Raw genomic sequence first — 19,838 nt, forward strand, 5'->3', positions numbered from 1 at the left:
ACTGGTGCCAGAGATATTGCAGCTTACGCCTTTTGTTCTGTGTTCATCCTTGCAGAAGCAGATTGAATTCTATTGCGACCGTTTGGGGTTTTCCTGCGGGTTCCGGCAGGACAATTACGCGTTCCTGTCTTTGGGCTCTGTGGCCATCCGGTTGCTGGAATGCCCACCGCGCGACGACGGCCTGCCGTTGGGGGATGATCAATCGTTTTACGTAGATGTGGATGGGATCGACGAACTGTATGAGAACCTGAGTACTCGATTGGCAGATCTTCCCAATGGACGGGTGCGCCCACCTTTCGATCAGCCCTATCAGCAACGCGAGTTTCATGTCATCGACGAAGATGGCACGCTGGTGTTTTTTGGTCAGGACATCCGCCCGAGAGGTTAGGCGCTCCCGCCCGCTGTCAACGCGCCTGCGGCACATCTCCGTCGGTTGGGCCGGGCAGCGCGTGCCGCGCTGCGGGTGCGCCTAGAAGCCTGGGCTGGTGCCTTGCAGTACCCCATGTTCAAGAGCGTAGCGGGTCAGGCCGGCGGTGGAGGAAATCCCCAGCTTGCGCTTGATGTTCTTGCGGTGGGTTTCCACCGTGCGCACCGAGATTTCCAGTGCCAGGGCGACCTCTTTGTTGGATTTACCCTGTGCCAGTTCCAGCAGGATCGTCTGTTCGCGCCCCGTCAGCGCCTCGCGTGCGCTGTCTTTCTTGGGTTCCAGTGATCCGCTTGCCCCGGTGCACAGGTATTGCTCGCCGCGCATCACAGCATCGATGGCCTGTTTGATCTCGTCTGTCGGGACGTCTTTCAACACATAGCCCTTGGCACCGTGGCTGAGCGCGGTCGAGATGTATTCCGGGCTGTCATGCATCGACAGGATCAGGATGCGGGTGTTGGGCAAACGCTCGAGGATCATCTCGGTTGCGCTGAGACCGCCGAGACCAGGCATGTTAAGATCCATCAGGATGACATCAGGGGAAAGGTCTGTAGCCTGGTCAACAGCCTCCTGACCAGTGCCGAGCGTGCCGACTACCGCGATTTCGGGATAGCTTTCAAGGATCGACTGGATCCCTTCGGCCACCATCGGGTGATCGTCTACAATGAGTACTCGGATTGTCATGTACCGGCCTTTCGGTTCGGAGATGCATCTTCCCGCGGCGGGAGCAGGTGGCTGAGCGGCAGACTGGCCTCGATCACGGTGCCGCCACGCGGGCCGCGTGATGACAGAATGCGCAGGGAGCCGTCAAGCTGTTCGATACGTTCCTGCATGTTGCGCAACCCGATCCCGGTGCTTGCCTGACCCTGTCCGTTGGGCAGGCCCCGACCGTTGTCGGTGATGCGCATCGTGGCGCCTTTTTTATGGCCGCGCAGGTCGATATTAACACGGGTTGCGCCAGAATGGCGTTCGATATTCGTCAGGGCCTCTTGCGCGATGCGGTAGAGGGCGATCTTGCTGTCCTGATCCAGACGGTTTCGGAACACCACCGTCGTGAACTCGGTCTCGATCCCAGTGCGTTCTCGGAAATCGTCGGTCAGCGTTTTCAGGGCGGGGCCGAGGCCCAGATCGTCCAAGACGCCGGGGCGCAGATCGCGGCTGATGCGGCGGACTTCGGTGATGGCGGTGCCGAGGTGGTCGATGCCCTTGTCCAAGGGCGCGCGGGCGCCATCATCGTCTCCGCGATCCATCCGTCGCCTTGTGTTGTCCAGCGCGTAACGAACCCCGACAAGAATTTGGCTGATCCCGTCGTGTAATTCGCGCGCTACGCGGCCGCGCTCTTCTTCCTGCGCGTCAAAAACCCGCTGGGTCAGTTCCTTGAGCTTGGCATCTGCCAGCCGTCGCTCGCGGACATTGAGCAACATGCCCGAGGCAAAGACAATCAGCACGGCGGCCACAACGATACCACCAATATACAAGAAGGTGCGCTGTACGCGCGCTTCGACTTCTGCCCGGGCGTTGGCGACGGTCGCCACGATATCGTCGATGAAGACGCCGGTGCCGACGGCCCATTGCCAATCCTGCAGGCCGACGACGTAGGCGATCATCTGCGCCTCTTCCCCGGTCGAAGGCTTTTGCCACATAAAGCTGTGCCAACCAGCCCCTTGCCGGGCGAGGCTGATGAACTCGTCCACAATCGGGATGCCGTCGCTGTCTGTCAGGCCCTCCCAGTTGCGGTTGATGAACTCGGTTTGACGCGGGCTAACGAGGTTGTTGCCGTCATAGTCATAGACGAAAAAGAATCCGTCTTTCCCGTAGATCATTGCGGACAGGATCTGCGTTACCAGTTTTTTGGCGACATGATCATCAGGCGAGGCACGTCCGTAGATATAGGCGAAACCGTTCCTGGCCTGCGTGACGTAGTTCTTCAGCTCTTCTTTCTTGGCTTCGATCAACCGGCGCTCCAGCGCCTGAATCTCGCGCTCGGCGGTTGCGCGGGATTCATGGGCGACCAGCAACGCAATTGCTGCCACGGCCACGACCAGTGGAATTGCCGCAACAAGCGACAGCTTCTGGCCATAGGTCAGTGAGATCAGGTTTCGAAGTCCCCTCATGGTCGAATCGATACGCAAGCGCGCGGGAAAATGCAAAATTTTTGGGTCACACGCGCATTATATTGGCCAGAAATCTTGGGAATTCTTTGTAACTTGCGCGTTTTCAGTCGTTGAGGCCCGAAAAACCCGGCCGTCTACGCAGTAATAGGTATTCACATTCAGGACCTGCCCCTTAGTCTGACGCGCACTGACAACGACCGCGCCCGGATTTTGTCCGGGTTTAGAATATGTAGGGGAGGAACACTCATATGGATCGTCGTTCATTTCTGAAAACATCTGCTCTGGGCGGCTCGGCAGCTGCGGCCACCACGCTGGCAGCTCCGGCCTATGCGCAGGGTAATCGTACCCTGACCATGGTGACCTCGTGGGGTCGTGGTGCGGCAGGTGTGTTTGACAGCGCGCAGCGGTGTGCAGACAGCATTAATGCGATGTCGGATGGCAGCCTTACGATTGACATCAAAGCCGCCGGTGAACTGGTTGGCGCGTTTGAGGTTTTTGACGCCGTATCGTCGGGTCAGGCCGATATGTATCACGCGGCTGACTACTACTTCGTCGGTCAGCACCCTGGCTATGCCTTCTTCACCGCCGTTCCCTTCGGCATGACCGCGCAGGAACAGGTGAACTGGTACTACCATGACGGCGGCATGGAGCTACATGACGAACTGGGTGAAATCTTTGGTTTGAAATCCTTCCTCGCCGGGAACACCGGCGCGCAGGCGGGCGGCTGGTTCTCGAAAGAGATCAACGGCCCCGAAGATTTCCAGGGCCTGAAGTTCCGGATGCCGGGTCTTGGCGGGCAGGCATTGGGCAAGCTGGGTGCATCCGTTCAGAACATCCCCGGTTCCGAAGTTTACCAGGCACTGTCCTCGGGCGCGATCGACGGCACCGAATGGATCGGTCCATGGGCCGACGAAAAGATGGGCTTCCAGGAAATCACCAAGACTTTCTATACAGCGGGCTTCCACGAGCCGGCAGCGGGTCTTTCCCTGGCAACCAACCGCGATGTCTTCGACGAGCTGACCCCGGCGCAGCAAAAGATCATCGAGCTTGCCGCCGCCGAAGCGCACCAGTGGAACCTGGCGCAATTCCTTGCCAACAATGGTGCCGCTCTGCAGCGTCTGCAGTCGGGTGGCGTGAAGGTTCTGGCATTCCCGGACAGCGTTTGGGATGCCTTCGGTCAGGCCAGCCAGGAAGTTCTGGATGAAAACATGGGTGATGAACTGTTCAAGAAAATCCACGACAGCGCGATGGCGTCGATGGCCGCGTCGTCGGCTTGGTTGAACCTGTCGTCGGGTGCTTACACCACGCAGCGCGACCGCGTACGCGGTTAATTCTTGAAACTATGCTAGACTGGTTTCCCCGCAATAGTGGGGAAACCTTTCCTGTTGCACATGCGCGGTTCGGACAAAGCCGCAAACAATAGCAGTGCAACCGATACGACCTGGGGACAACATGCAGGACGATAACGGTATCTCGTTCTTTGGCGCCCTGTGGAACGGACTGATCTGGTTCGTTCAGAACATCGCCGAAGCCTTCGATAATTTCGGATACGCCATCACGCATCCGCAACTCTGGCTGAACTGGTCGGACAAAGAAGCAATCATGCGCTTTGTCTATTACGGCGGATCGGTCGAGTTCTTCTTTGTGGTATTCACCTTCTTTCTGGTTTTGACGGCCATCGGGTTCTACTACCGGAGCTTTATGTGGGGGATGGTTCGCGTCCTTGAAGGGTTTGCCAACACGACGGGGCGTTTCTTTGCCTGGGCGGGACTGCTGATGGTGATTCAGCAAATCGTTATCGTTTTCATGCAACGGGTGTTTGCGCGGCCGGACATGTCTTTTGGTCTGGGCATACCGTTCAATCAGGATATCAGCTGGTACGCGGAAGAGCTGAAGCTGTATAACGCGATGGTCGTTTGCCTGTGCTGCACCTACACCTTCGTTCAGGGCGGTCATGTACGTGTCGATCTGGTCTATGCCGGGATCAGCCACCGGGCCAAGCGCGTGATCGATATGCTGGGATCGTTGTTTTTCATGATGCCCATCGCCGTGCTGACATGGATGTATGGCTGGTATTTCATGTGGCGGCACCTGATCGTACCGAAACCATCGGCCAGTGACGCGCTGGATCGGTTGATCGCGAAGTCCCGCGCGCTGCGGTGGAACGTGGAAACCATCGGGTTCAGCCCAAACGGATTCAACGCTTATTTCCTGTTCAAAATCCTGCTGGTCTGCTTCGCGGCCATGGTGTTCTTGCACGCGATCGCCTTCCTGTACCGATCGTATCTGGAATACGTTGAAGGACCGGACAGCGTTGGAAAATACCTCGACAAGGACACCCTTGGCGAGGGTGAAGAAGCCTACGAAGGCGCACATTAAGGACGGAGACCAAGACAATGCTATTCGGACTTGATGGCGTCGAGATAGGCCTCATTATCGTATTCTTTTGCCTTTTCGGAGGCATCCTTTCCGGTTTTCCGGTGGCCTTTGCCATTGGTGGGGCAGGGATCATTTCCTTCGGGATCATCGCGGCGCTGGACAGTGCAGGGCTGTTGATCCACCAGGCGATTGACACCGGATCACAAGCCTATCGGGATCTGGTCAATTCAGGGGTTAAGCCCGATACCGTGTCCGTGTTCCGATACCCGGACTTACCGCGGATCGCCGAGCCTGTTTTTGTGCAGGGTTGGGAAACCGCGTTGGATCGCAACGTCTCGTTCATCGTGAACCGTATCAACGAGCGTGTTCTGGCAGGTCAATCCATCGAGACCCTGCTGGCTGTGCTGATGTTCGTGCTGATGGGTATCACGCTGGAACGCTCGAAGATTGCCAACGACCTGCTGACCACGATGGCGCGTGTCTTTGGCCCCCTGCCGGGTGGTCTGGCCGTGTCGATCGTGGTTGTGGGCGCGTTTCTGGCGGCTTCGACCGGGATCGTGGGCGCGACCGTTGTGACCATGGGCCTGCTGGCGCTGCCGACCATGCTGCGGAACAACTATTCGCCGGAACTGGCGACCGGTGTGATTGCGGCCTCGGGGACGCTGGGACAGATCATTCCCCCTTCGATCGTGATCGTTCTGCTGGGGACGCTGGCCGGAGATCTGTATTCCACCGCGCAGGAAACCCGCGCTGTTGAGGCCGGATGCACTGATGCGTTGACCTATCTGGGTGAGCCTGCTGTTGTCTCGGTGGGTACTTTGTTCCAGGCGGCGCTATTGCCGGGGATCATGCTGGCCTTGCTCTATGCGCTTTACGCCTTTGGTTATGCGCTGCTGAACCCGGAAAAGGCACCAGCGGTTGAGATGGCGGGCGGAAGCGGTGAGCCGATCACCCGTGCCGAAGGGCTGACCTGGCTTCTGGGGGCGCCGGTCGCGCTGATCGTGGGCGCGGTTCTGCTGGGCAGCGCCGGTGTTATAGGCAGCCAGAATATCAATGTCTCTGCGTTTTCGGATATCGGCGCCGGCGCCTCGCTGCGCACCAACGTGTCGGCGGAGTGTCAGGCATCGATGATCGAGCTGCACGGGCAATCTGCATGGGATCAGGCCGTAGCCGAGCAAGAGGCTATCGACGCAGCCGGTGGAACGGCCGCGTCCACACGCCTGAGCGAGGAAGAACTGGCCTCAGCTCTGGAAGCCAAGATTGCCGCGGCTGCTCCGATTGGCAATGGTGTTGCCGTGGTTGTGGTGCTGCTGGGTCTGACCTTGCTGATGGGACGCGGTATCGCACCGTCGAAATCGCCGCAGCCGCTGATCGTCGGCACCATTGGCCTGCTGCTGATGCTGCTGGTTGATTTGGTCTTGATCGCGCCGACGACCTCGTCCGGGGCCACGTTCCTGTTGCTGGCGGTACCGTTTGCGCTGGCCATCTACGGGTCTAAGGAGGCGGCGATACGGTGTTCGAGCAACGATCTGATCCGGGTGGTCTTCCCGCCGCTGGTTCTGATCATCGCAGTGCTCGGATCAATCCTTGGGGGTATCACCAACCCGACACCGGCGGCTGCGCTGGGGGCAGGCGGGGCGATCATGCTGGCGGCTTATCGCAAGCTGCAGGATCAGGAGCGCTCGGGCAAAGTGATCATCTGGTCGACCTTTGCCGTCATCATCTGCCTTGTTCTGGGTGTGAACTTCGACCTGCGCGTCAACCAAGGCAACGTAACGGTGGAAACCTGGATTGCCTTCGTTCTGGCCTATGCAACGTACCTGTATGCGCTGTTCGGCCTGATCTACGGCTGCTGGGTCCTGTTCTCCAGTGGGGTGCTGACCCCGGTGGTGCGTGAGACGGCCAAGGTGACCTCGATGGTCTTTACCATCCTGATCGGGTCGCAGTTGCTGAACCTTGTGGTGATCTCGTTTGGGGGTGAGCACTATATCCAGCAGTTCCTCAAGAGCTTTGACAACGAGTTCACGGTCTTCCTGATCGTGATGCTGGTGCTGTTCATTCTTGGGTTCGTGCTGGACTTCCTCGAGATCATCTACATCGTGATCCCAATTGTGGGTCCGGTGATCTATGGCGGGTCGTTCGATCCGAAATGGGTAACAATCATGGTGGCTGTGAACCTGCAGACCTCGTTCCTGACGCCTCCGTTCGGCTTTGCGCTGTTCTACCTGCGGGGGGTCGCGCCGAAAGAGGTGACAACAGGCCATATTTATCGCGGTATCGTGCCTTTCGTGATCATTCAGGTTGTTGGGATTGCGATCCTGTGGTTCTTCCCGTCGATTGTGACCATCGTACCGGATCTGATCCCGAACTGATATGTTGCTGTGATTAAATAGAAAAGGGGGCCATATGGCCCCCTTTGCTTTGGTGAATTGCGGAAGGGACCAGCCCCTTCTTGGCCTGCGGCCAATTTAACCCCGAGGTGTTTTAGCCGGAGGAAAGGTGGATCAGGTGAACTGGATCAGGTCCCAACGATTGCCGAAAGGGTCGCGCCAAACGGCAACTGTGCCATAGGGTTCGTGTCTTGGGTTTTCTTCGAAATGGACACCCTTGGCGCGCATTGCGGCGTGGTCGCGGTCAAAGTCATCCGTTTGCAGGAAGAAGCCAACGCGTCCTCCGGTCTGATTGCCGATGGCGGCGGTCTGGTTCAGACCGTCAGCCCGGGCCAGCAATAGGGAGGCACCGGCTGAACCCGGAGGTGTCACCAGCACCCAACGTTTACCGCCGCCCAGATCAATGTCCTGCGTCAGGGTGAAGCTCAGTGTGCGGGTGTAGAATGCGATGGCGGTATCGTAATCCGGCACCACAAGGGTGACGGCGTGTAGGCTCTGATGCATGAAGGATCACCCTTTGGTCGGGTGGCGGTCGGGCAGCTGAATGCCTGCGACCTGTTCCGCGATTGGGGCCGTAGAAAGGGGGTGATGGCTGGCCTCGGCCAATGCGGCCGGATTGTCGACGCGGTTCCAATTGCCCTGCATATAGGCCTCAAGCCCCGAGAAACGCGCTTTGTATCCCATCTTGGGACTGCCAGGCACCCAATAGCCGAGATAGACATAGGGCAGGCCAGCCTCGCGCGCGATGTCGATATGATCGAGGATCATATGGGTGCCCAGCGAATTTTGGGGCTGTTCCGGGTCATAGAAGGAATAGACCATGCTAAGCCCGTCATCCAGAACGTCGGTCAGGCTGACAGCAATCAGTTGATCGGTTTCGGGGTCGGCATATTCCACCACGCGGCTGCGGATCGGGGTTTCTTCGATCATGGCGGCGAATTCAAACACGTCCATATCGGCCATGCCGCCATCGGCGTGGCGGCTATCGAGATAGCGGCGAAACAGATCGTACTGTTCATCCGTTGCCCAAGGCGAATTTGCCCGGCGCCGCAGGTGCGCATTGCGTTTGGCGGTGCGTTTCTGGCTTTTGCTGGGGCGAAAGGCCGAGACGTCGATGCGGGCGGACAGACAGGCTGCACAATCGGTGCAGGACGGGCGGTAAAGCACGTTCTGAGACCGGCGAAACCCCTGTTGCGACAGTGAGTTGTTCAGCTGATCGGCCCCTTCGCCCTGCAGGGCGGTGAACAGCTTGCGCTCCATCCTGCCCTCAAGGTAAGGGCAGGGCTGGGGTGCCGTCACATAGAATTGCGGCGCGATTGGCAGCGTGTGTCGCATGAAGGTTCCGTGTTTCCTGAGATAGGATGATAACAACGGTTCCTTGAGCCGCCAAGTGATTCAATCGGCTGATTTTTATGCCCGCTGGTTGATCATTACCGTACCGAGGAACGCATCGGTCAGGCCCTGACAGCGCGCGCTGGTCAGCATCATTATGACGGAAATGATCTGAACCACGAAAAACGCCATGCTGATGAAATATCCGGCAGTGTGGGCCACGGCCTTACCCGTATCCATGCGAGATCCAAAGGCGTCGCGCAGTTCGATCCCCATGAACCGCATCCCCAGCGTTGCCGATCCGTTGGCAATCGTGACGACGCGATAGACGAAACTGATCACTCCATAGATCAGCGGTAAAAAGAACAGCCCCGCGCCGAATGTCAGAAAAACCGGCACGATGCACAGCAGTGAGATAAAGGCGATGTCAAAAAGCCATGCAACAAAGCGCTTGGTTGCAACCGATTGATAGAATTCGGGTTGGTTGTCTGGATCAGGCAGGTGAGTCATTCAGTGTAATCCGCGTCGTTGATTGGGGTCACCCTGTCCCGAAAGACGGGACAGGGCAAGATTGGATCACGCGCGCTCGCCGTTTTCAGCCTCGTCGCGGCTTTCGCGGACGCGTTCATCCATGAACTGATCAAACTCGGCCTTGTCCTTGGCTTCGCGCAAACGGCGCAGGAAAGCCTCGAAGTCCTGCTGTTCCCGCTCCAGACGCGCCAGAGTGTCGGCCTTGTAGGCGTCAAACGCGCTGTTGCCCGAAGGCTTCATCGCGCTCATGTGGCTGTGCCAGGATTTGCGGCGGCTGCAGGATTTGCTGAACATGCGTTTGCTCCAGATCATGTAGGCCAGAAGGGCAAGGCCAACGGGCCAGAAGAAGATGAAACCAAGGACCATGACGGCGATCCAGGCGCCCTTGCCCTTGTCGTCAAGCCAGGCTTCGATACGGTGCAGCCATCCCGGGTTTTCAGGGACGGCGGGGTCGGATAGTGCAGTCATTTGTGGTCTCCGGGGTTGATGTTAATCGTTTTGACATTGTTAAGATGGGGAGCGCGCGGCCCGTTGCAAGGGGTCGATGTGAAAAAGATTCACATTAGGTGCGGCGGGACCTTCTTCGGTTGACCTTCGCCCGGATCGGGCGCAGGTTTTGCGCATGCAGAATACAGAACAAAAATCACCTCCGACGCTGGACGAAATTCTTTCTCTGGAAAAGCAGGTCTGGGCTGCGCTGGTTGACGGCAATGCCTCGGCCGACCGGGCGCTGCTGAGTGCGGATTTTCTGGGAGTGTATCCGACCGGCTTTGCCAATCGGGATGATCATGTTGGGCAGTTTGCCGATGCGCCGACCATGGCCCGGTATGAGTTGAGCGAGACGAAACTACGGGTTCTGACCCGTGACATCGTGCTGTTGACCTATCGCGCGGACTATCAGCGCCCCGGATCAGATACGTGGGAGGCGATGCTGATCTCATCCCTGTGGGAGCGGCGCCTGGACGTCTGGGTCAACAGTTTCAGCCAGGATACCCCGGTGGAGGCGCAATGACCGGCCCGCTGAACATCCACCGCGTTCCGCGTGCCTTCGATGCCTCCTTGGGTGAAGAGGCGCTGAATGCGGTTTCCGACGTTTCTCACGAACAGGGCGAGTTGATTGCAGGGGCGGCAGGGTCCAGCCCCTACTTGAAGAGCCTGATCGAGCATGAACGCGGATGGTTGCCGCAAGCCCTTCAGCAACCCGATCAGGCGCTGGCCGAGGTCATGGCTGCGGCAAAAGCCTTGCCGCCGGATCAGTTAAAGCCGGGATTGCGTCAGGCAAAACGGCAGATGGCGCTGTTAACCGCGCTGGCTGATCTGGCCGGGGCGTGGCCGTTGGAGAAGGTCACAGCGGCACTGACGGATTTCGGTGCGTTGGCTGCGGATGTGGCCGCCAAGGCCGAGATTGCGGCGCTGATCCGGCGCGGCAAGCTGCCCGGTATGGGGCCGGATGATGTCGAAACCGCCGCCGGGATGATCATTCTGGCGATGGGTAAGATGGGCGCACACGAGCTGAACTACAGTTCGGATATCGACCTGATCGTGCTGTTCGATGAAACCCGCTTTGACCCGGATGATTTCTACGACGTTAGGCACGGCATGGTGCGGGCGACGCGGAATTTCTGCGCCACGCTTAGCGACAAGACCGCCGATGGCTATGTATTTCGCACCGACCTGCGCTTGCGCCCCGATCCGGCGGTGACCCCGGTCTGCATGGCGGCTGAGGCGGCCGAACGGTATTATGAAAGCCTCGGCCGCACATGGGAACGCGCTGCGTATATCAAGGCGCGCGCCTGTGCCGGCGATTTGGCGGCAGGACAACGCTTTCTGGATACGCTGCGACCCTTTGTCTGGCGCCGCCATCTGGATTTTGCCGCCATTCAGGACGCTCACGACATGCGCCTGCGCATTCGTGAGAACAAGGGCACCGGCGGAGCGCTGACGATCCCGGGCCATGACATGAAGCTGGGGCAGGGCGGTATCCGCGAGATTGAGTTTTTCACCCAAACCCGCCAATTGATCGCCGGGGGCCGCGACCCTAATCTGCGGGTGCGGGGCACCGTGCCTGGTCTGGCCGCGCTGGCTGAAAAAGGTTGGATCCCCCAGGAGGTTTCCGACAAGCTGACCGACCACTACCGCGCCCATCGCGAGGTCGAGCATCGCATCCAGATGGTTCATGACTCGCAGACCCACAAGGTGCCTCAATCGCAGGACGGGATCGAACGCATTGCCTGTCTGATGGGGATCGGCAGCGCCGAGTTGACCGCCGAATTGACGCGCCGCCTGACCGAGGTTCATGAACTGACCGAAGGGTTTTTTGCCCCCGGCTCTTCAACCACAGCACCGGCCAAAGAAGCCGAGTTCGACCAAAGCGTTCTGGCCCGCTGGCCCACCTATCCGGCGCTGCGCTCACAGCGGGGCGCACGGATATTCGAACGGCTCAAGCCCGAACTGCTCTCGCGTTTGTCGAAAACCGCAAAACCGGATGAGGCGCTGATGGCGTTGGACGGGTTCCTGTCAGGCTTGCCCGCCGGGGTACAGCTGTTTTCCCTGTTCGAAGCCAACCCACAACTGATCGATCTGCTGGTGGATATCGTGGGGACCTCGCACGCGCTGGCCGAACATTTGTCGCGCAATGCAGCCGTGTTCGATGCGGTGATTGGCGGCAGTTTCTTCGCTGACTGGCCCGGGCAGCCGGTGTTACAGGCCGAACTGTCACAGGCGCTGGCGCATGAGGCGGACTATGAAACACAGCTCGATTACGCCCGCCGCTGGTGCAAGGAATGGCATTTCCGCATCGGGGTTCACCATCTGCGCGGGTTGATAGACGGGGCGCAAGCCGGGCAGCAATATGCCGAACTGGCCAGCACGGTAATCGCTGCGATCCTGCCCTGTGTGACCGAGCAATTTGCCAAGAAACACGGACCTGCGCCGGGACGTGGGGCGGCTGTGCTGGGCATGGGATCGATCGGGGCGGGGCGGATCAATTCTCAATCCGATCTGGATATGATCGTAATCTATGACCCGCAGGATCAGGACATGTCCGACGGCCCGCGCCCACTGGCCACGCGCACCTATTACGCCCGTTTTACGCAGGCGCTAATCACCGCGCTGTCGGCACCGATGTCTCAGGGGCGGCTTTACGAGGTCGACATGCGCTTGCGCCCCTCGGGCAATCAGGGGCCGGTGGCGACCAGCTGGGCCAGCTTTACCAATTATCAACAGAACGAAGCCTGGGTGTGGGAGCATCTGGCCCTGACCCGCGCCTGCGTGGTGGCTGGAAACGCTGGGCTGGTGCAGGATATCGAGACCTTCCGCGCCGATTTCCTGAAAAAGCCCGAAGATCGCGGAAAGGTCCTGCGTGAAGTGGCCGAGATGCGCGCTCGTCTCGCGGCAGCCAAATCTCCGGCCGGGATATGGGATGCCAAGAACGGTGCGGGCCGGATGATGGATATCGAGCTGATGGCGGAAACCGGGGCGCTGTTGTCGGGCGTCGCGCAGCGTGACGTACAGTCCGGGTTGGACGGTGCTGTCGCTGCGGGATTGCTGGATGTCGCTCAAGCGCAAACGCTCAACGATTGCTACGAACTATGCTGGTCAGTGCAATGCGCGGCCCGGCTGCTGTCGGGCAAGGTGATCGAGGCCGACAAGATCGGCGAGGGTGGTGCAGCATTCCTGTGCCGCGCGACCGGGTTCGAACAGGTCGAACAGCTTCAGGCCGCCTTGCAGGACAGTTATACCACCGCCGCCGGGATCATCGGCAGCGTGATCGAGGAGGGCAAAGATGCCGCGCAGTGACGATCCGAATGATCACAAGGGCCTGATCCGTGAGGCTTATCGCATCGACGGCATCACGCTGCCCGAATGCCGCAGCATCTTCCTGGACTGGGCGCTCAGCCTGCCGGCAGAGCGGGACCAAAAGCAGGCTCTGACCGAGTTGCACGCCGCCTACGCCGCGCAAGAGGCCGATCACCCGATGACTCAGGTACTGGCCGAAGGGCTGCAATCGGCGCAGGCACCGAAACGGCGCGGCGGCTGGCGATCCCGGTCCCGCTAGGGCTTTCCCCCCGACGCGTTCACCACTAAGAGGGCGTCATGACCCAAGCCACCGACCGCCCCCGTATCCGCCTGAAACCCAAAGCCAACGCGCGTGGTTTGCGCCATGGCTTCCCGTGGGTCTATGCCAATGACATCGTCACCGACCGCCGCACGCGCAAAATCCCGGTAGGTGCCTTGGCGGTGCTCGAGGACGAGAAACGCGCGCCCATCGCATTGGTTGCGGTGAACCCCGAGTCCAAGATCATGTGCCGCGTTCTGGATCGCGATCTGGATGCCGAGCTGAACGCCGAATGGTTCGAAACCCGCCTGCGCCGCGCGCTGGAGATGCGCGAGCGCCTGTTCGACGCGCCGTATTACCGCCTGATCCATGCCGAGGCGGACGGCTTTCCCGGCGTGATCATCGACCGGTTCGGGGACGCCTGCGTTATCCAACCTAACGCTGCCTGGGCCGAGACGCACCTGGACAAGCTTACCGATGCTTTGGTCCGTGTCACCGGCGTGACGACGGTGTTGAAAAACGCCTCGGGCCGCACCCGCGGGCTGGAGGGGCTGGACGACAAGAACCAAACTCTGCGCGGCGCCGCGCCCGATGCACCGCTGCGGGTGCCGATGAACGGGGCTATTTATATGGCCGACCTGACCGGCGGTCAGAAAACCGGCCTGTTCTACGACCAGCGTCCCAACCATGCCTTCGCCGCGCGGCTGGTACAGCCGGGCGCGCAGGTGCTCGACGTGTTCAGCCATGTGGGCGGGTTCGGTCTGGCCATGCTGGCCGGAGGGGCGGCTCAGGCTCTGTCCGTTGACGGTTCTGCCGCAGCACTTGAACTGGCCACACAGGGGGCGAACGCCTCGGGTTGCGCCGACCGTTTCCAAACCCGGCAGGGCGATGCCTTCGACGTCCTCACGCAACTGGGCGAAGAAGACGCGCAATTTGATGTGGTCATCTGCGACCCGCCCGCCTTTGCGCCCTCGAAACAGGCGCTGGATGCAGGGCTTCGCGCCTATGAACGCGTGGCGCGGCTGGCGGCACCTTTGGTAAAGCCCGGCGGTTATCTCGGCCTGTGTTCCTGTTCTCATGCCGCCGATCTTGGCCGTTTCCGCGATGCGTCCTCGCGCGGCATAGGTCGGGCAGGGCGGCAGGCACTGCTGATCCACACAGGCTTTGCCGGACCTGATCACCCGCAATTGCCGCAACTGGCAGAAAGCGGTTACCTCAAAGCTGTGTTCTATCGGCTGTGAGGGCGGTTCTGGATACCTGCGTCATCTACCCCACGGTGATGCGAGAGATGCTGCTGGGCGCGGCCAAGCGCGGTCACTTTCAACCTCTTTGGTCGGCCCGTATCCTCGAGGAATGGGCCCGCGCCGCCCGCAAACTCGGCCCTGATGGCGAGGCACAGGCCCGCGCCGAAATCGCCCTGACCCAAGCGCATTGGCCAGACGCGGAGCGCGCGGCGCAACCGGGCCTCGAACAGCGCCTCTGGTTGCCGGACAGCGCCGATATTCACGTTCTCGCCACGGCCATCGCAGCCTCGGCGGACGTCATCGTCACCGTCAACGCCAAGGATTTCCCAAGAAATATTCTGTCGGATGAGGGGCTTGAGCGGCGCGACCCTGACAGCTTGCTACACGGCTTCTGGCAAAACGACACTGATGGCATGATCGATCTTGCGAACCGGGTGCTGGCCGAGGCCAACCGCCTGTCCGGAGACCAATGGACATTACGCGCCCTGATGAAAAAGGCGCGTCTTCCAAGACTGGGGAAAGCCTTAACTCACTAAGCAGGATCTTCCTTCATCTAGCTGAATTAATCCCGGAGAGCGCGAAAGGCTGACCTCCTCGCGGCCCAAACCTATCCGCCGGCGCCCCAACGCTGTTCAAGCGCTTCCAGCGCCGCAATCCGCTCATCGGTGTTGGGATGACTCATCAACCATGCGGGCACCACTCCGGCGCGTTGCTGGGTCAGGCCTTCCAGCTTGTGAAACAGGGATTTCTGCGGCCCGATCCCGATCCCGGCCTTGGTCAGCAAAGCGGCAGCATATTCATCGGCCTCATACTCGTCCCCGCGCGACAGGCGCGACCCCAGAAGGTGCGTCAGCATATTGGCGATCCACGCACCGATGAACGGGATGAACCGGTTCAGCAACATCATCAACGCGGCCCGCAATGCGTTCTGGCCGGAAAAATCGATCATCCGCCTCCGCGCGTGTCCCAAGGCCACATGCCCCAGCTCATGCGCGATGACACTAGCCATTTCTTCGGCCGAGACCTCTCCGTTCCGAAACTTACGGTAGAACCCACGGGTGATAAATATCCGCCCGTCCGGTGCGGCCAGCCCGTTCACCGGGTCGATCTCGTAGATGTAGACGGGCACCCGGTCGATCTCCAACGCCGCCGCCAGCCGGTCGGTCATGCGTTTCAGCGCCGGATCGGCCAGTTCGGTCGATTTCGCGTCCAGTTCCCTGTGTGTACGCCAGACAGAAATCCGGTACATCACAACGGCGTAGGCTATGGCCAGCAGGATCGGGGTTAGGCGAAGCATAAGGTAAATATGGGTAAACGCTGGTTGTGAGACAATATCGGTTTGGGCATTTTGTCTGCTTTGCGCGACAAAGCAGCAATCCGAACACTACGAAAAATTGACCACTAGACTGTTAGTGGGTGCTTTTCCGAAAGAGAATCTGGGCAATTCCTAGCGTCGGGGGAACTTGCGTTCAGCTTCACTGATTAAAGTGTAATTGGTGGCCCAAATGGATTCGAACATTGGGGTGGCTTGGTCGTGGTATAGTAAAATGGCTGTTTCCAAGTCCCCATTTTTCAATGCATCGGAAATTGACCCGGATAGATCAACTAAAACTAGAACCTGTGCTACAGACTCTTTCAAACGCCTTTTTTCTTCTTCATTTAGATCAGCGTTCGTGTCCAAGTGTGCAGATAGCCTTTTAAACTTAGGTAATAGCAGGCTTTCTGCTGCTTCACCCAACAATGCGGCATGGGTCCCGTAACCCAAATCACCTTCGTTCCACCCGCCTTGAACAGCGATGATGGCATTTGCCTGTAGAAAATAGAGGTGCCTGCTGTTTTGCTCGAATTCTCGAAATAGTCTTAGCGAATTTTGGGCCCGGATCAGTTCAACTCGCTCGTCGGATTCGGATTGTCCTGACGCTGCATCCGGACTCCCACCGAACAGTATTAGAAAACTGACAATGACTCCCAAAAACCGCGAAGCTCGCATGTTTCACTCTCCCAATCTATCGAGAGGCCAAACGTCAAGTTTGGTGAGACGCACTTTAGCACAGTGCTGTGAAAAAGTCTGCCTTGGGGCTCAAAGCCGCCATCAGCCAATCTTCACTTAACGCGTCAATTCTCGCATCCCCTGTTCCAGTCCGGCCAGCGTCATCGGGACCATGCGGTGTTCGAAAATTTCCTGAATCATGCCGATCGAGTGGGTGTAGCCCCAGTATTTCTCGGGCACCGGGTTGATCCACAGGTTCGATGCCCACTGTTCGCGGGCGCGCTGCAGCCAGACCTGACCAGCCTCCTTGTTCCAGTGCTCGTTGGCACCGCCGGGATAGGCGATCTCGTAGGGGCTCATCGAGGCGTCGCCGACGAAAATGCACTTGTAGTCCGAGCCATAGGTCCGCAGTACCTCATGCGTTGGGGTTTGCTGATCCCAGCGGCGGCGATTGTCGCGCCAGACGCCTTCATACAGGCAATTGTGGAAATAGTAATATTCCAGATGCTTGAATTCGGTCCGGGCGGCCGAGAACAGTTCCTCCACCACCTTGATGTGCGGGTCCATCGAGCCGCCCACGTCCAGAAACAGCAGCACTTTGACCGCGTTGTGACGCTCGGGGCGGGTTTTGACGTCCAGATAGCCGTGCTCGGCGGTGGCGCGGATGGTGCCGTCCAGATCCAGTTCCTCGGCCGCACCTTCACGTGCCCAGCGGCGCAGGCGTTTCAGCGCGACCTTGATGTTGCGGGTGCCCAGTTCAACCGTGTCGTCCAAGTTCTTGAATTCGCGCTTGTCCCAGACTTTCACGGCACGCTGATGGCGGCTTTCCTTCTGGCCGATGCGCACGCCTTCGGGGTTGTAACCATAGGCCCCGAAGGGTGAGGTCCCGGCAGTGCCGATCCACTTGTTGCCGCCCTGATGGCGGCCTTGCTGGTCTTTCAGACGCTCGCGCAGCGTCTCCATCAGCTTTTCAAAACCGCCCAAGGCCTCAATCTCGGCCTTTTCTTCATCGGACAGGTGCTTTTCGGCCATCTTGGCCAGCCAATCGGCGGGGATATCGACGGCCTCGAGCACCTGATCAAAGCTGATTTCGTTCAACCCTTCGAAACTGGCGGCAAAGGCGCGGTCGAACTTGTCGATGTTGCGCTCGTCCTTCACCATCGAGACGCGGGCGAGATAGTAGAATGCCTCGACATCATAGGTGGCCAGACCCTTTTTCATGCCCTCAAGAAACGTCAGGTATTCGCGCAAGGATACGGGAATGCCAGCTTTGCGGAGGTTTTCGAAAAAGGGCAGGAACATCGCTTACCCCACGAACCTTACAAGGATCAGCGACAGCACCAGCCCGGTAAGTGCAAAGGCAATGCCATAACCGGCAGCGTATTGGGCCATGTCGGCACCATTGCCATTGCGTTTGCGTGCCGTCAGCGCCCCAAGGATCGCCCCCAGTATCGCCATTCCCAAAACCACGACCATGCGTTATCCGCCCCTGTTGTTGCGAGGTCCTTCCGCAACGTCCTGCATCAGCGACCGGACCACCGTTTCCGAGCCGAAGCCGTAGCGTGCCCATCCTAGACTGTCCAGCCTGACGGAACGTGCCTGAGCGGTCCGGCCTGCCTGATTTAGCGCTTCGGATTTCAGCAGCAGCAACGTGGCCAGTTGCGATGCGTTTTCGGCACGTGTCATCACGTCGATGGCCTTGTCCAGTTCAGGCAGAGCTTCGGGGCCTTTGCCCTGCGCCAGCGCAAAGGCAGCGGTTTGGGTGGTGACATAGGCCTGATGGACCTCGGTGCCGGGAGTGGCGCGCAGAAATTGCAGGGCAATCTGATAGTTGCGCAGCGCCTCCTGTGGGTTATCGAACTGTTCCATACGGCCCATCACATAATAGGGATAGGCGCGGCGGTGGTCGGTCCAACCTTGTTCCTGCCCGATCCGGGCGGCCAGTTTGGCGTCTCTCAGACGTCTTTTTACCCCGCGTGTCGGTCGCAGAGATTTCTGAACCGCGTTGACCCACTCTCGCGGTGTCTCGGAAACCGGTTGCGCAGGCAAAGCGTCTCCGCGCGGGTTCAGGCGGCTGAGAACGTCGGGCAGGGCGGATTCAACTTGTTCGCGGGTCATGCCGCTGCGCAGTTCGGGCGCATAGGCCGTGCGCAGGATCAGCATGTCGAAACCCGTCAGAACGGTGTGGATATTGTCGTCGTTAAACACCGAATCCGGTAGGTGGTACAGGTCGTTCAACGGGCCCAACGCCTGCGCGACCTCTTCGTGCAGACAGTCGCGCTTTTCCTGCGGGCTGACGTCATAGGGGATGAAAATACCCAGGCGCTCGCGGCTGCGCAGGCGGGACCAGCTGCTTTTTCGTTTGCGTCGGTCGCGGCGGTATTCCTGAAAACTTGAGGAGTTGGGCACCACGAAACAGGCCGCCTGCGGCAGGATGGCATGGATTTCGTCCTGACTGACAGCCTCGATGGTGATGTTGGCCGTACCGTCAGAGATTTGACGGATGTCTATTCCGGCTTCACGGCGCAGGCGGTTCAGCAAACGGGTCAGGTCGCGCTGCATCGACGGGGTAGGGGCACCGGTCAGGCGGACGGTGATCGGGGTTTCGAACCGCGTGAACACTGGTAATTGAGCGCCCCCTTCCAGCGCGAAATGCAAGGATACGAAATCAGCCGCGATATTTGCGTTCGACCTGCCCGCAGGCGTGGGGGTCGAACGGGTAAACGCTTTGGCTGGCGGCAGTTTTTCCTCAATGACCTGAACGCGGGTCGGGACTTCGCTTGTCTCAACAGTCGCGCAGCCCGTCAGCGCCAAAGCGGCAATGATCGCGGTCCAACGCATCATGGACGCTGGTACCGGATGAATGGCGTTTGCTTGCCGATGCGGTCATACAGCTTGCGGGCGGTGTGATTGAAATCCTGCGTCAGCCAGTAGACGGACGGGGCTCCCTGACGATCGGCCTCATCATAGACAGCTTGGATCAGGGCGCGACCGACGCCGGTGCCGCGTGTCTCGGGCCGGGCGTAAAGGTCCTGCAAGTAGCAGACGGATTCAACTTTCCAAGCGTGGCGATGAAACAGGTAATGGGTCAGACCAACCAGTCGCCCATTTGTCTCGGCGACAAAGCACGAAAACTCATTCGGATCGTCGCCCAGCAGGCGTGCGAAGGTGGTGTCATAGACCGCATCCAGCACCGTTGTTTCATAGAAGGCCAGATAGTCGCGCCACATGTCCGACCAGTCTGGGCGGTCTTCGGGCTGCAACGCGCGGATGGTCAGAGAGTCAGCCATTCAGAATGTCCCGTCTTGTCCGGTCATACATAGCCCGGACACACCGGACCGCCATCTGCAATGCTGACAGGCAGGCCAGCGCAAAGC

Annotated in this window: 21 protein-coding genes; 9 read left to right on the forward strand and 12 right to left on the reverse strand. The window is 59.4% G+C overall.

Annotation, left to right across the window (positions count from 1 at the left end):
- Nucleotides 1–4 precede the first annotated feature (4 nt).
- Nucleotides 5–388: a bleomycin resistance protein gene (locus tag ACR0IK_RS01205; RefSeq protein ID WP_480640187.1), complete on the forward strand. Its 384-nt coding sequence runs from the start codon at nucleotides 5–7 to the stop codon at nucleotides 386–388.
- A gap of 81 nt (nucleotides 389–469) precedes the next feature.
- Here ACR0IK_RS01205 and ACR0IK_RS01210 read toward each other — a convergent pair whose 3' ends face one another.
- Nucleotides 470–1,108 (reverse strand): response regulator transcription factor, encoded by a 639-nt coding sequence (locus ACR0IK_RS01210; RefSeq protein ID WP_480593543.1) that lies wholly within the window; start codon nucleotides 1,106–1,108, stop codon nucleotides 470–472.
- Entirely contained in the window at nucleotides 1,105–2,538 is a 1,434-nt protein-coding gene (locus tag ACR0IK_RS01215) for a cache domain-containing protein (protein WP_480640188.1), read from the reverse strand. The genes ACR0IK_RS01210 and ACR0IK_RS01215 overlap by 4 nt, the downstream gene beginning before the upstream one ends.
- Nucleotides 2,539–2,786: 248 nt before the next feature.
- Here ACR0IK_RS01215 and ACR0IK_RS01220 point away from each other — a divergent pair, with 248 nt between their 5' ends.
- The 3 genes from ACR0IK_RS01220 to ACR0IK_RS01230 all read left to right on the forward strand — a co-directional run bounded on the left by ACR0IK_RS01220 (nucleotide 2,787) and on the right by ACR0IK_RS01230 (nucleotide 7,289).
- The gene (locus tag ACR0IK_RS01220; protein WP_480593549.1) at nucleotides 2,787–3,869 is read left to right on the forward strand and encodes a TRAP transporter substrate-binding protein; all 1,083 of its coding nucleotides are present in this window, start codon (nucleotides 2,787–2,789) and stop codon (nucleotides 3,867–3,869) included.
- A 121-nt stretch (nucleotides 3,870–3,990) separates the two neighbouring features.
- Complete coding sequence (locus ACR0IK_RS01225; RefSeq protein ID WP_480640189.1) at nucleotides 3,991–4,917, forward strand: TRAP transporter small permease subunit; 927 nt, start codon at nucleotides 3,991–3,993, stop codon at nucleotides 4,915–4,917.
- A gap of 17 nt (nucleotides 4,918–4,934) precedes the next feature.
- On the forward strand, nucleotides 4,935–7,289 hold the full coding sequence (locus ACR0IK_RS01230; protein ID WP_480640190.1) for a TRAP transporter large permease: 2,355 nt from the start codon (nucleotides 4,935–4,937) through the stop codon (nucleotides 7,287–7,289).
- 132 nt (nucleotides 7,290–7,421) lie between these two features.
- On the opposite strand, the gene ACR0IK_RS01235 is transcribed toward ACR0IK_RS01230, so the two are convergent.
- The 4 genes from ACR0IK_RS01235 to ACR0IK_RS01250 form a co-directional block, all read right to left on the reverse strand.
- Nucleotides 7,422–7,811, reverse strand: coding sequence for a VOC family protein (locus ACR0IK_RS01235; RefSeq protein ID WP_480593556.1), 390 nt, complete (start codon nucleotides 7,809–7,811; stop codon nucleotides 7,422–7,424).
- 6 nt (nucleotides 7,812–7,817) lie between these two features.
- Nucleotides 7,818–8,642 carry an arginyltransferase gene (locus ACR0IK_RS01240; RefSeq protein ID WP_480593561.1) on the reverse strand — a complete coding sequence of 275 codons (825 nt, stop codon included), beginning with the start codon at nucleotides 8,640–8,642 and terminating at the stop codon, nucleotides 7,818–7,820.
- Nucleotides 8,643–8,717: 75 nt separating this feature from the next.
- Entirely contained in the window at nucleotides 8,718–9,149 is a 432-nt protein-coding gene (locus ACR0IK_RS01245; RefSeq protein ID WP_480593564.1) for an RDD family protein, read from the reverse strand.
- Nucleotides 9,150–9,215: 66 nt separating this feature from the next.
- Nucleotides 9,216–9,638 carry a DUF2852 domain-containing protein gene (locus tag ACR0IK_RS01250; protein ID WP_480593566.1) on the reverse strand — a complete coding sequence of 141 codons (423 nt, stop codon included), beginning with the start codon at nucleotides 9,636–9,638 and terminating at the stop codon, nucleotides 9,216–9,218.
- Nucleotides 9,639–9,792: 154 nt separating this feature from the next.
- Between ACR0IK_RS01250 and ACR0IK_RS01255 the strand changes: the two genes are divergently transcribed.
- Genes ACR0IK_RS01255 through ACR0IK_RS01275 form a run of 5 tightly spaced genes read left to right on the forward strand, consistent with a single transcriptional unit; the run spans nucleotide 9,793 to nucleotide 15,007 of the window.
- Complete coding sequence (locus ACR0IK_RS01255) at nucleotides 9,793–10,182, forward strand: DUF4440 domain-containing protein (protein WP_480593568.1); 390 nt, start codon at nucleotides 9,793–9,795, stop codon at nucleotides 10,180–10,182.
- The gene (locus ACR0IK_RS01260; protein ID WP_480640191.1) at nucleotides 10,179–12,968 is read left to right on the forward strand and encodes a [protein-PII] uridylyltransferase family protein; all 2,790 of its coding nucleotides are present in this window, start codon (nucleotides 10,179–10,181) and stop codon (nucleotides 12,966–12,968) included. The genes ACR0IK_RS01255 and ACR0IK_RS01260 overlap by 4 nt, the downstream gene beginning before the upstream one ends.
- A complete protein-coding gene (locus ACR0IK_RS01265; protein WP_480593572.1) occupies nucleotides 12,955–13,227 on the forward strand; it encodes a hypothetical protein in 273 nt (90 codons plus the stop codon). Before ACR0IK_RS01260 ends, ACR0IK_RS01265 begins: the two co-directional genes overlap by 14 nt.
- A 38-nt stretch (nucleotides 13,228–13,265) precedes the next feature.
- On the forward strand, nucleotides 13,266–14,468 hold the full coding sequence (locus ACR0IK_RS01270) for an RSP_2647 family RNA methyltransferase (RefSeq protein WP_480640192.1): 1,203 nt from the start codon (nucleotides 13,266–13,268) through the stop codon (nucleotides 14,466–14,468).
- Nucleotides 14,465–15,007, forward strand: a complete 543-nt coding sequence (locus ACR0IK_RS01275; protein ID WP_480593576.1) for an RSP_2648 family PIN domain-containing protein — start codon at nucleotides 14,465–14,467, stop codon at nucleotides 15,005–15,007. Before ACR0IK_RS01270 ends, ACR0IK_RS01275 begins: the two co-directional genes overlap by 4 nt.
- A gap of 71 nt (nucleotides 15,008–15,078) precedes the next feature.
- Here ACR0IK_RS01275 and ACR0IK_RS01280 read toward each other — a convergent pair whose 3' ends face one another.
- The 6 genes from ACR0IK_RS01280 to ACR0IK_RS01305 all read right to left on the reverse strand — a co-directional run bounded on the left by ACR0IK_RS01280 (nucleotide 15,079) and on the right by ACR0IK_RS01305 (nucleotide 19,751).
- On the reverse strand, nucleotides 15,079–15,768 hold the full coding sequence (locus tag ACR0IK_RS01280; protein WP_480640193.1) for a M48 family metallopeptidase: 690 nt from the start codon (nucleotides 15,766–15,768) through the stop codon (nucleotides 15,079–15,081).
- Nucleotides 15,769–15,918: 150 nt separating this feature from the next.
- Nucleotides 15,919–16,461, reverse strand: a complete 543-nt coding sequence (locus ACR0IK_RS01285) for a hypothetical protein (protein ID WP_480640194.1) — start codon at nucleotides 16,459–16,461, stop codon at nucleotides 15,919–15,921.
- A gap of 117 nt (nucleotides 16,462–16,578) precedes the next feature.
- Nucleotides 16,579–17,763, reverse strand: coding sequence for a vWA domain-containing protein (locus tag ACR0IK_RS01290; protein ID WP_480640195.1), 1,185 nt, complete (start codon nucleotides 17,761–17,763; stop codon nucleotides 16,579–16,581).
- 3 nt (nucleotides 17,764–17,766) lie between these two features.
- Nucleotides 17,767–17,937, reverse strand: coding sequence for a hypothetical protein (locus ACR0IK_RS01295; RefSeq protein ID WP_480589491.1), 171 nt, complete (start codon nucleotides 17,935–17,937; stop codon nucleotides 17,767–17,769).
- Between the two features lie 3 nt (nucleotides 17,938–17,940).
- On the reverse strand, nucleotides 17,941–19,305 hold the full coding sequence (locus ACR0IK_RS01300) for a DUF2927 domain-containing protein (RefSeq protein WP_480640196.1): 1,365 nt from the start codon (nucleotides 19,303–19,305) through the stop codon (nucleotides 17,941–17,943).
- Nucleotides 19,302–19,751, reverse strand: coding sequence for an N-acetyltransferase family protein (locus ACR0IK_RS01305; protein WP_480589489.1), 450 nt, complete (start codon nucleotides 19,749–19,751; stop codon nucleotides 19,302–19,304). The genes ACR0IK_RS01300 and ACR0IK_RS01305 overlap by 4 nt, the downstream gene beginning before the upstream one ends.
- Between the last annotated feature and the right edge of the window lie 87 nt (nucleotides 19,752–19,838).

The sequence above is a fragment of the Ruegeria sp. BF7 genome, from assembly GCF_056538605.1.

Coding starts and splice junctions, on each gene's coding strand:
- ACR0IK_RS01290 (WP_480640195.1), bottom strand. CDS start 17,763: ATGTTCCTGCCCTTTTTCGAAAACCTCCGCAAAGCTGGCATTCCCGTA.
- ACR0IK_RS01210 (WP_480593543.1), bottom strand. CDS start 1,108: ATGACAATCCGAGTACTCATTGTAGACGATCACCCGATGGTGGCCGAA.
- ACR0IK_RS01260 (WP_480640191.1), top strand. CDS start 10,179: ATGACCGGCCCGCTGAACATCCACCGCGTTCCGCGTGCCTTCGATGCC.
- ACR0IK_RS01285 (WP_480640194.1), bottom strand. CDS start 16,461: ATGCGAGCTTCGCGGTTTTTGGGAGTCATTGTCAGTTTTCTAATACTG.
- ACR0IK_RS01245 (WP_480593564.1), bottom strand. CDS start 9,149: ATGACTCACCTGCCTGATCCAGACAACCAACCCGAATTCTATCAATCG.
- ACR0IK_RS01215 (WP_480640188.1), bottom strand. CDS start 2,538: ATGAGGGGACTTCGAAACCTGATCTCACTGACCTATGGCCAGAAGCTG.
- ACR0IK_RS01295 (WP_480589491.1), bottom strand. CDS start 17,937: ATGGTCGTGGTTTTGGGAATGGCGATACTGGGGGCGATCCTTGGGGCG.
- ACR0IK_RS01225 (WP_480640189.1), top strand. CDS start 3,991: ATGCAGGACGATAACGGTATCTCGTTCTTTGGCGCCCTGTGGAACGGA.
- ACR0IK_RS01270 (WP_480640192.1), top strand. CDS start 13,266: ATGACCCAAGCCACCGACCGCCCCCGTATCCGCCTGAAACCCAAAGCC.
- ACR0IK_RS01230 (WP_480640190.1), top strand. CDS start 4,935: ATGCTATTCGGACTTGATGGCGTCGAGATAGGCCTCATTATCGTATTC.
- ACR0IK_RS01305 (WP_480589489.1), bottom strand. CDS start 19,751: ATGGCTGACTCTCTGACCATCCGCGCGTTGCAGCCCGAAGACCGCCCA.
- ACR0IK_RS01265 (WP_480593572.1), top strand. CDS start 12,955: ATGCCGCGCAGTGACGATCCGAATGATCACAAGGGCCTGATCCGTGAG.
- ACR0IK_RS01300 (WP_480640196.1), bottom strand. CDS start 19,305: ATGATGCGTTGGACCGCGATCATTGCCGCTTTGGCGCTGACGGGCTGC.
- ACR0IK_RS01235 (WP_480593556.1), bottom strand. CDS start 7,811: ATGCATCAGAGCCTACACGCCGTCACCCTTGTGGTGCCGGATTACGAT.
- ACR0IK_RS01240 (WP_480593561.1), bottom strand. CDS start 8,642: ATGCGACACACGCTGCCAATCGCGCCGCAATTCTATGTGACGGCACCC.
- ACR0IK_RS01255 (WP_480593568.1), top strand. CDS start 9,793: ATGCAGAATACAGAACAAAAATCACCTCCGACGCTGGACGAAATTCTT.
- ACR0IK_RS01250 (WP_480593566.1), bottom strand. CDS start 9,638: ATGACTGCACTATCCGACCCCGCCGTCCCTGAAAACCCGGGATGGCTG.
- ACR0IK_RS01280 (WP_480640193.1), bottom strand. CDS start 15,768: ATGCTTCGCCTAACCCCGATCCTGCTGGCCATAGCCTACGCCGTTGTG.
- ACR0IK_RS01220 (WP_480593549.1), top strand. CDS start 2,787: ATGGATCGTCGTTCATTTCTGAAAACATCTGCTCTGGGCGGCTCGGCA.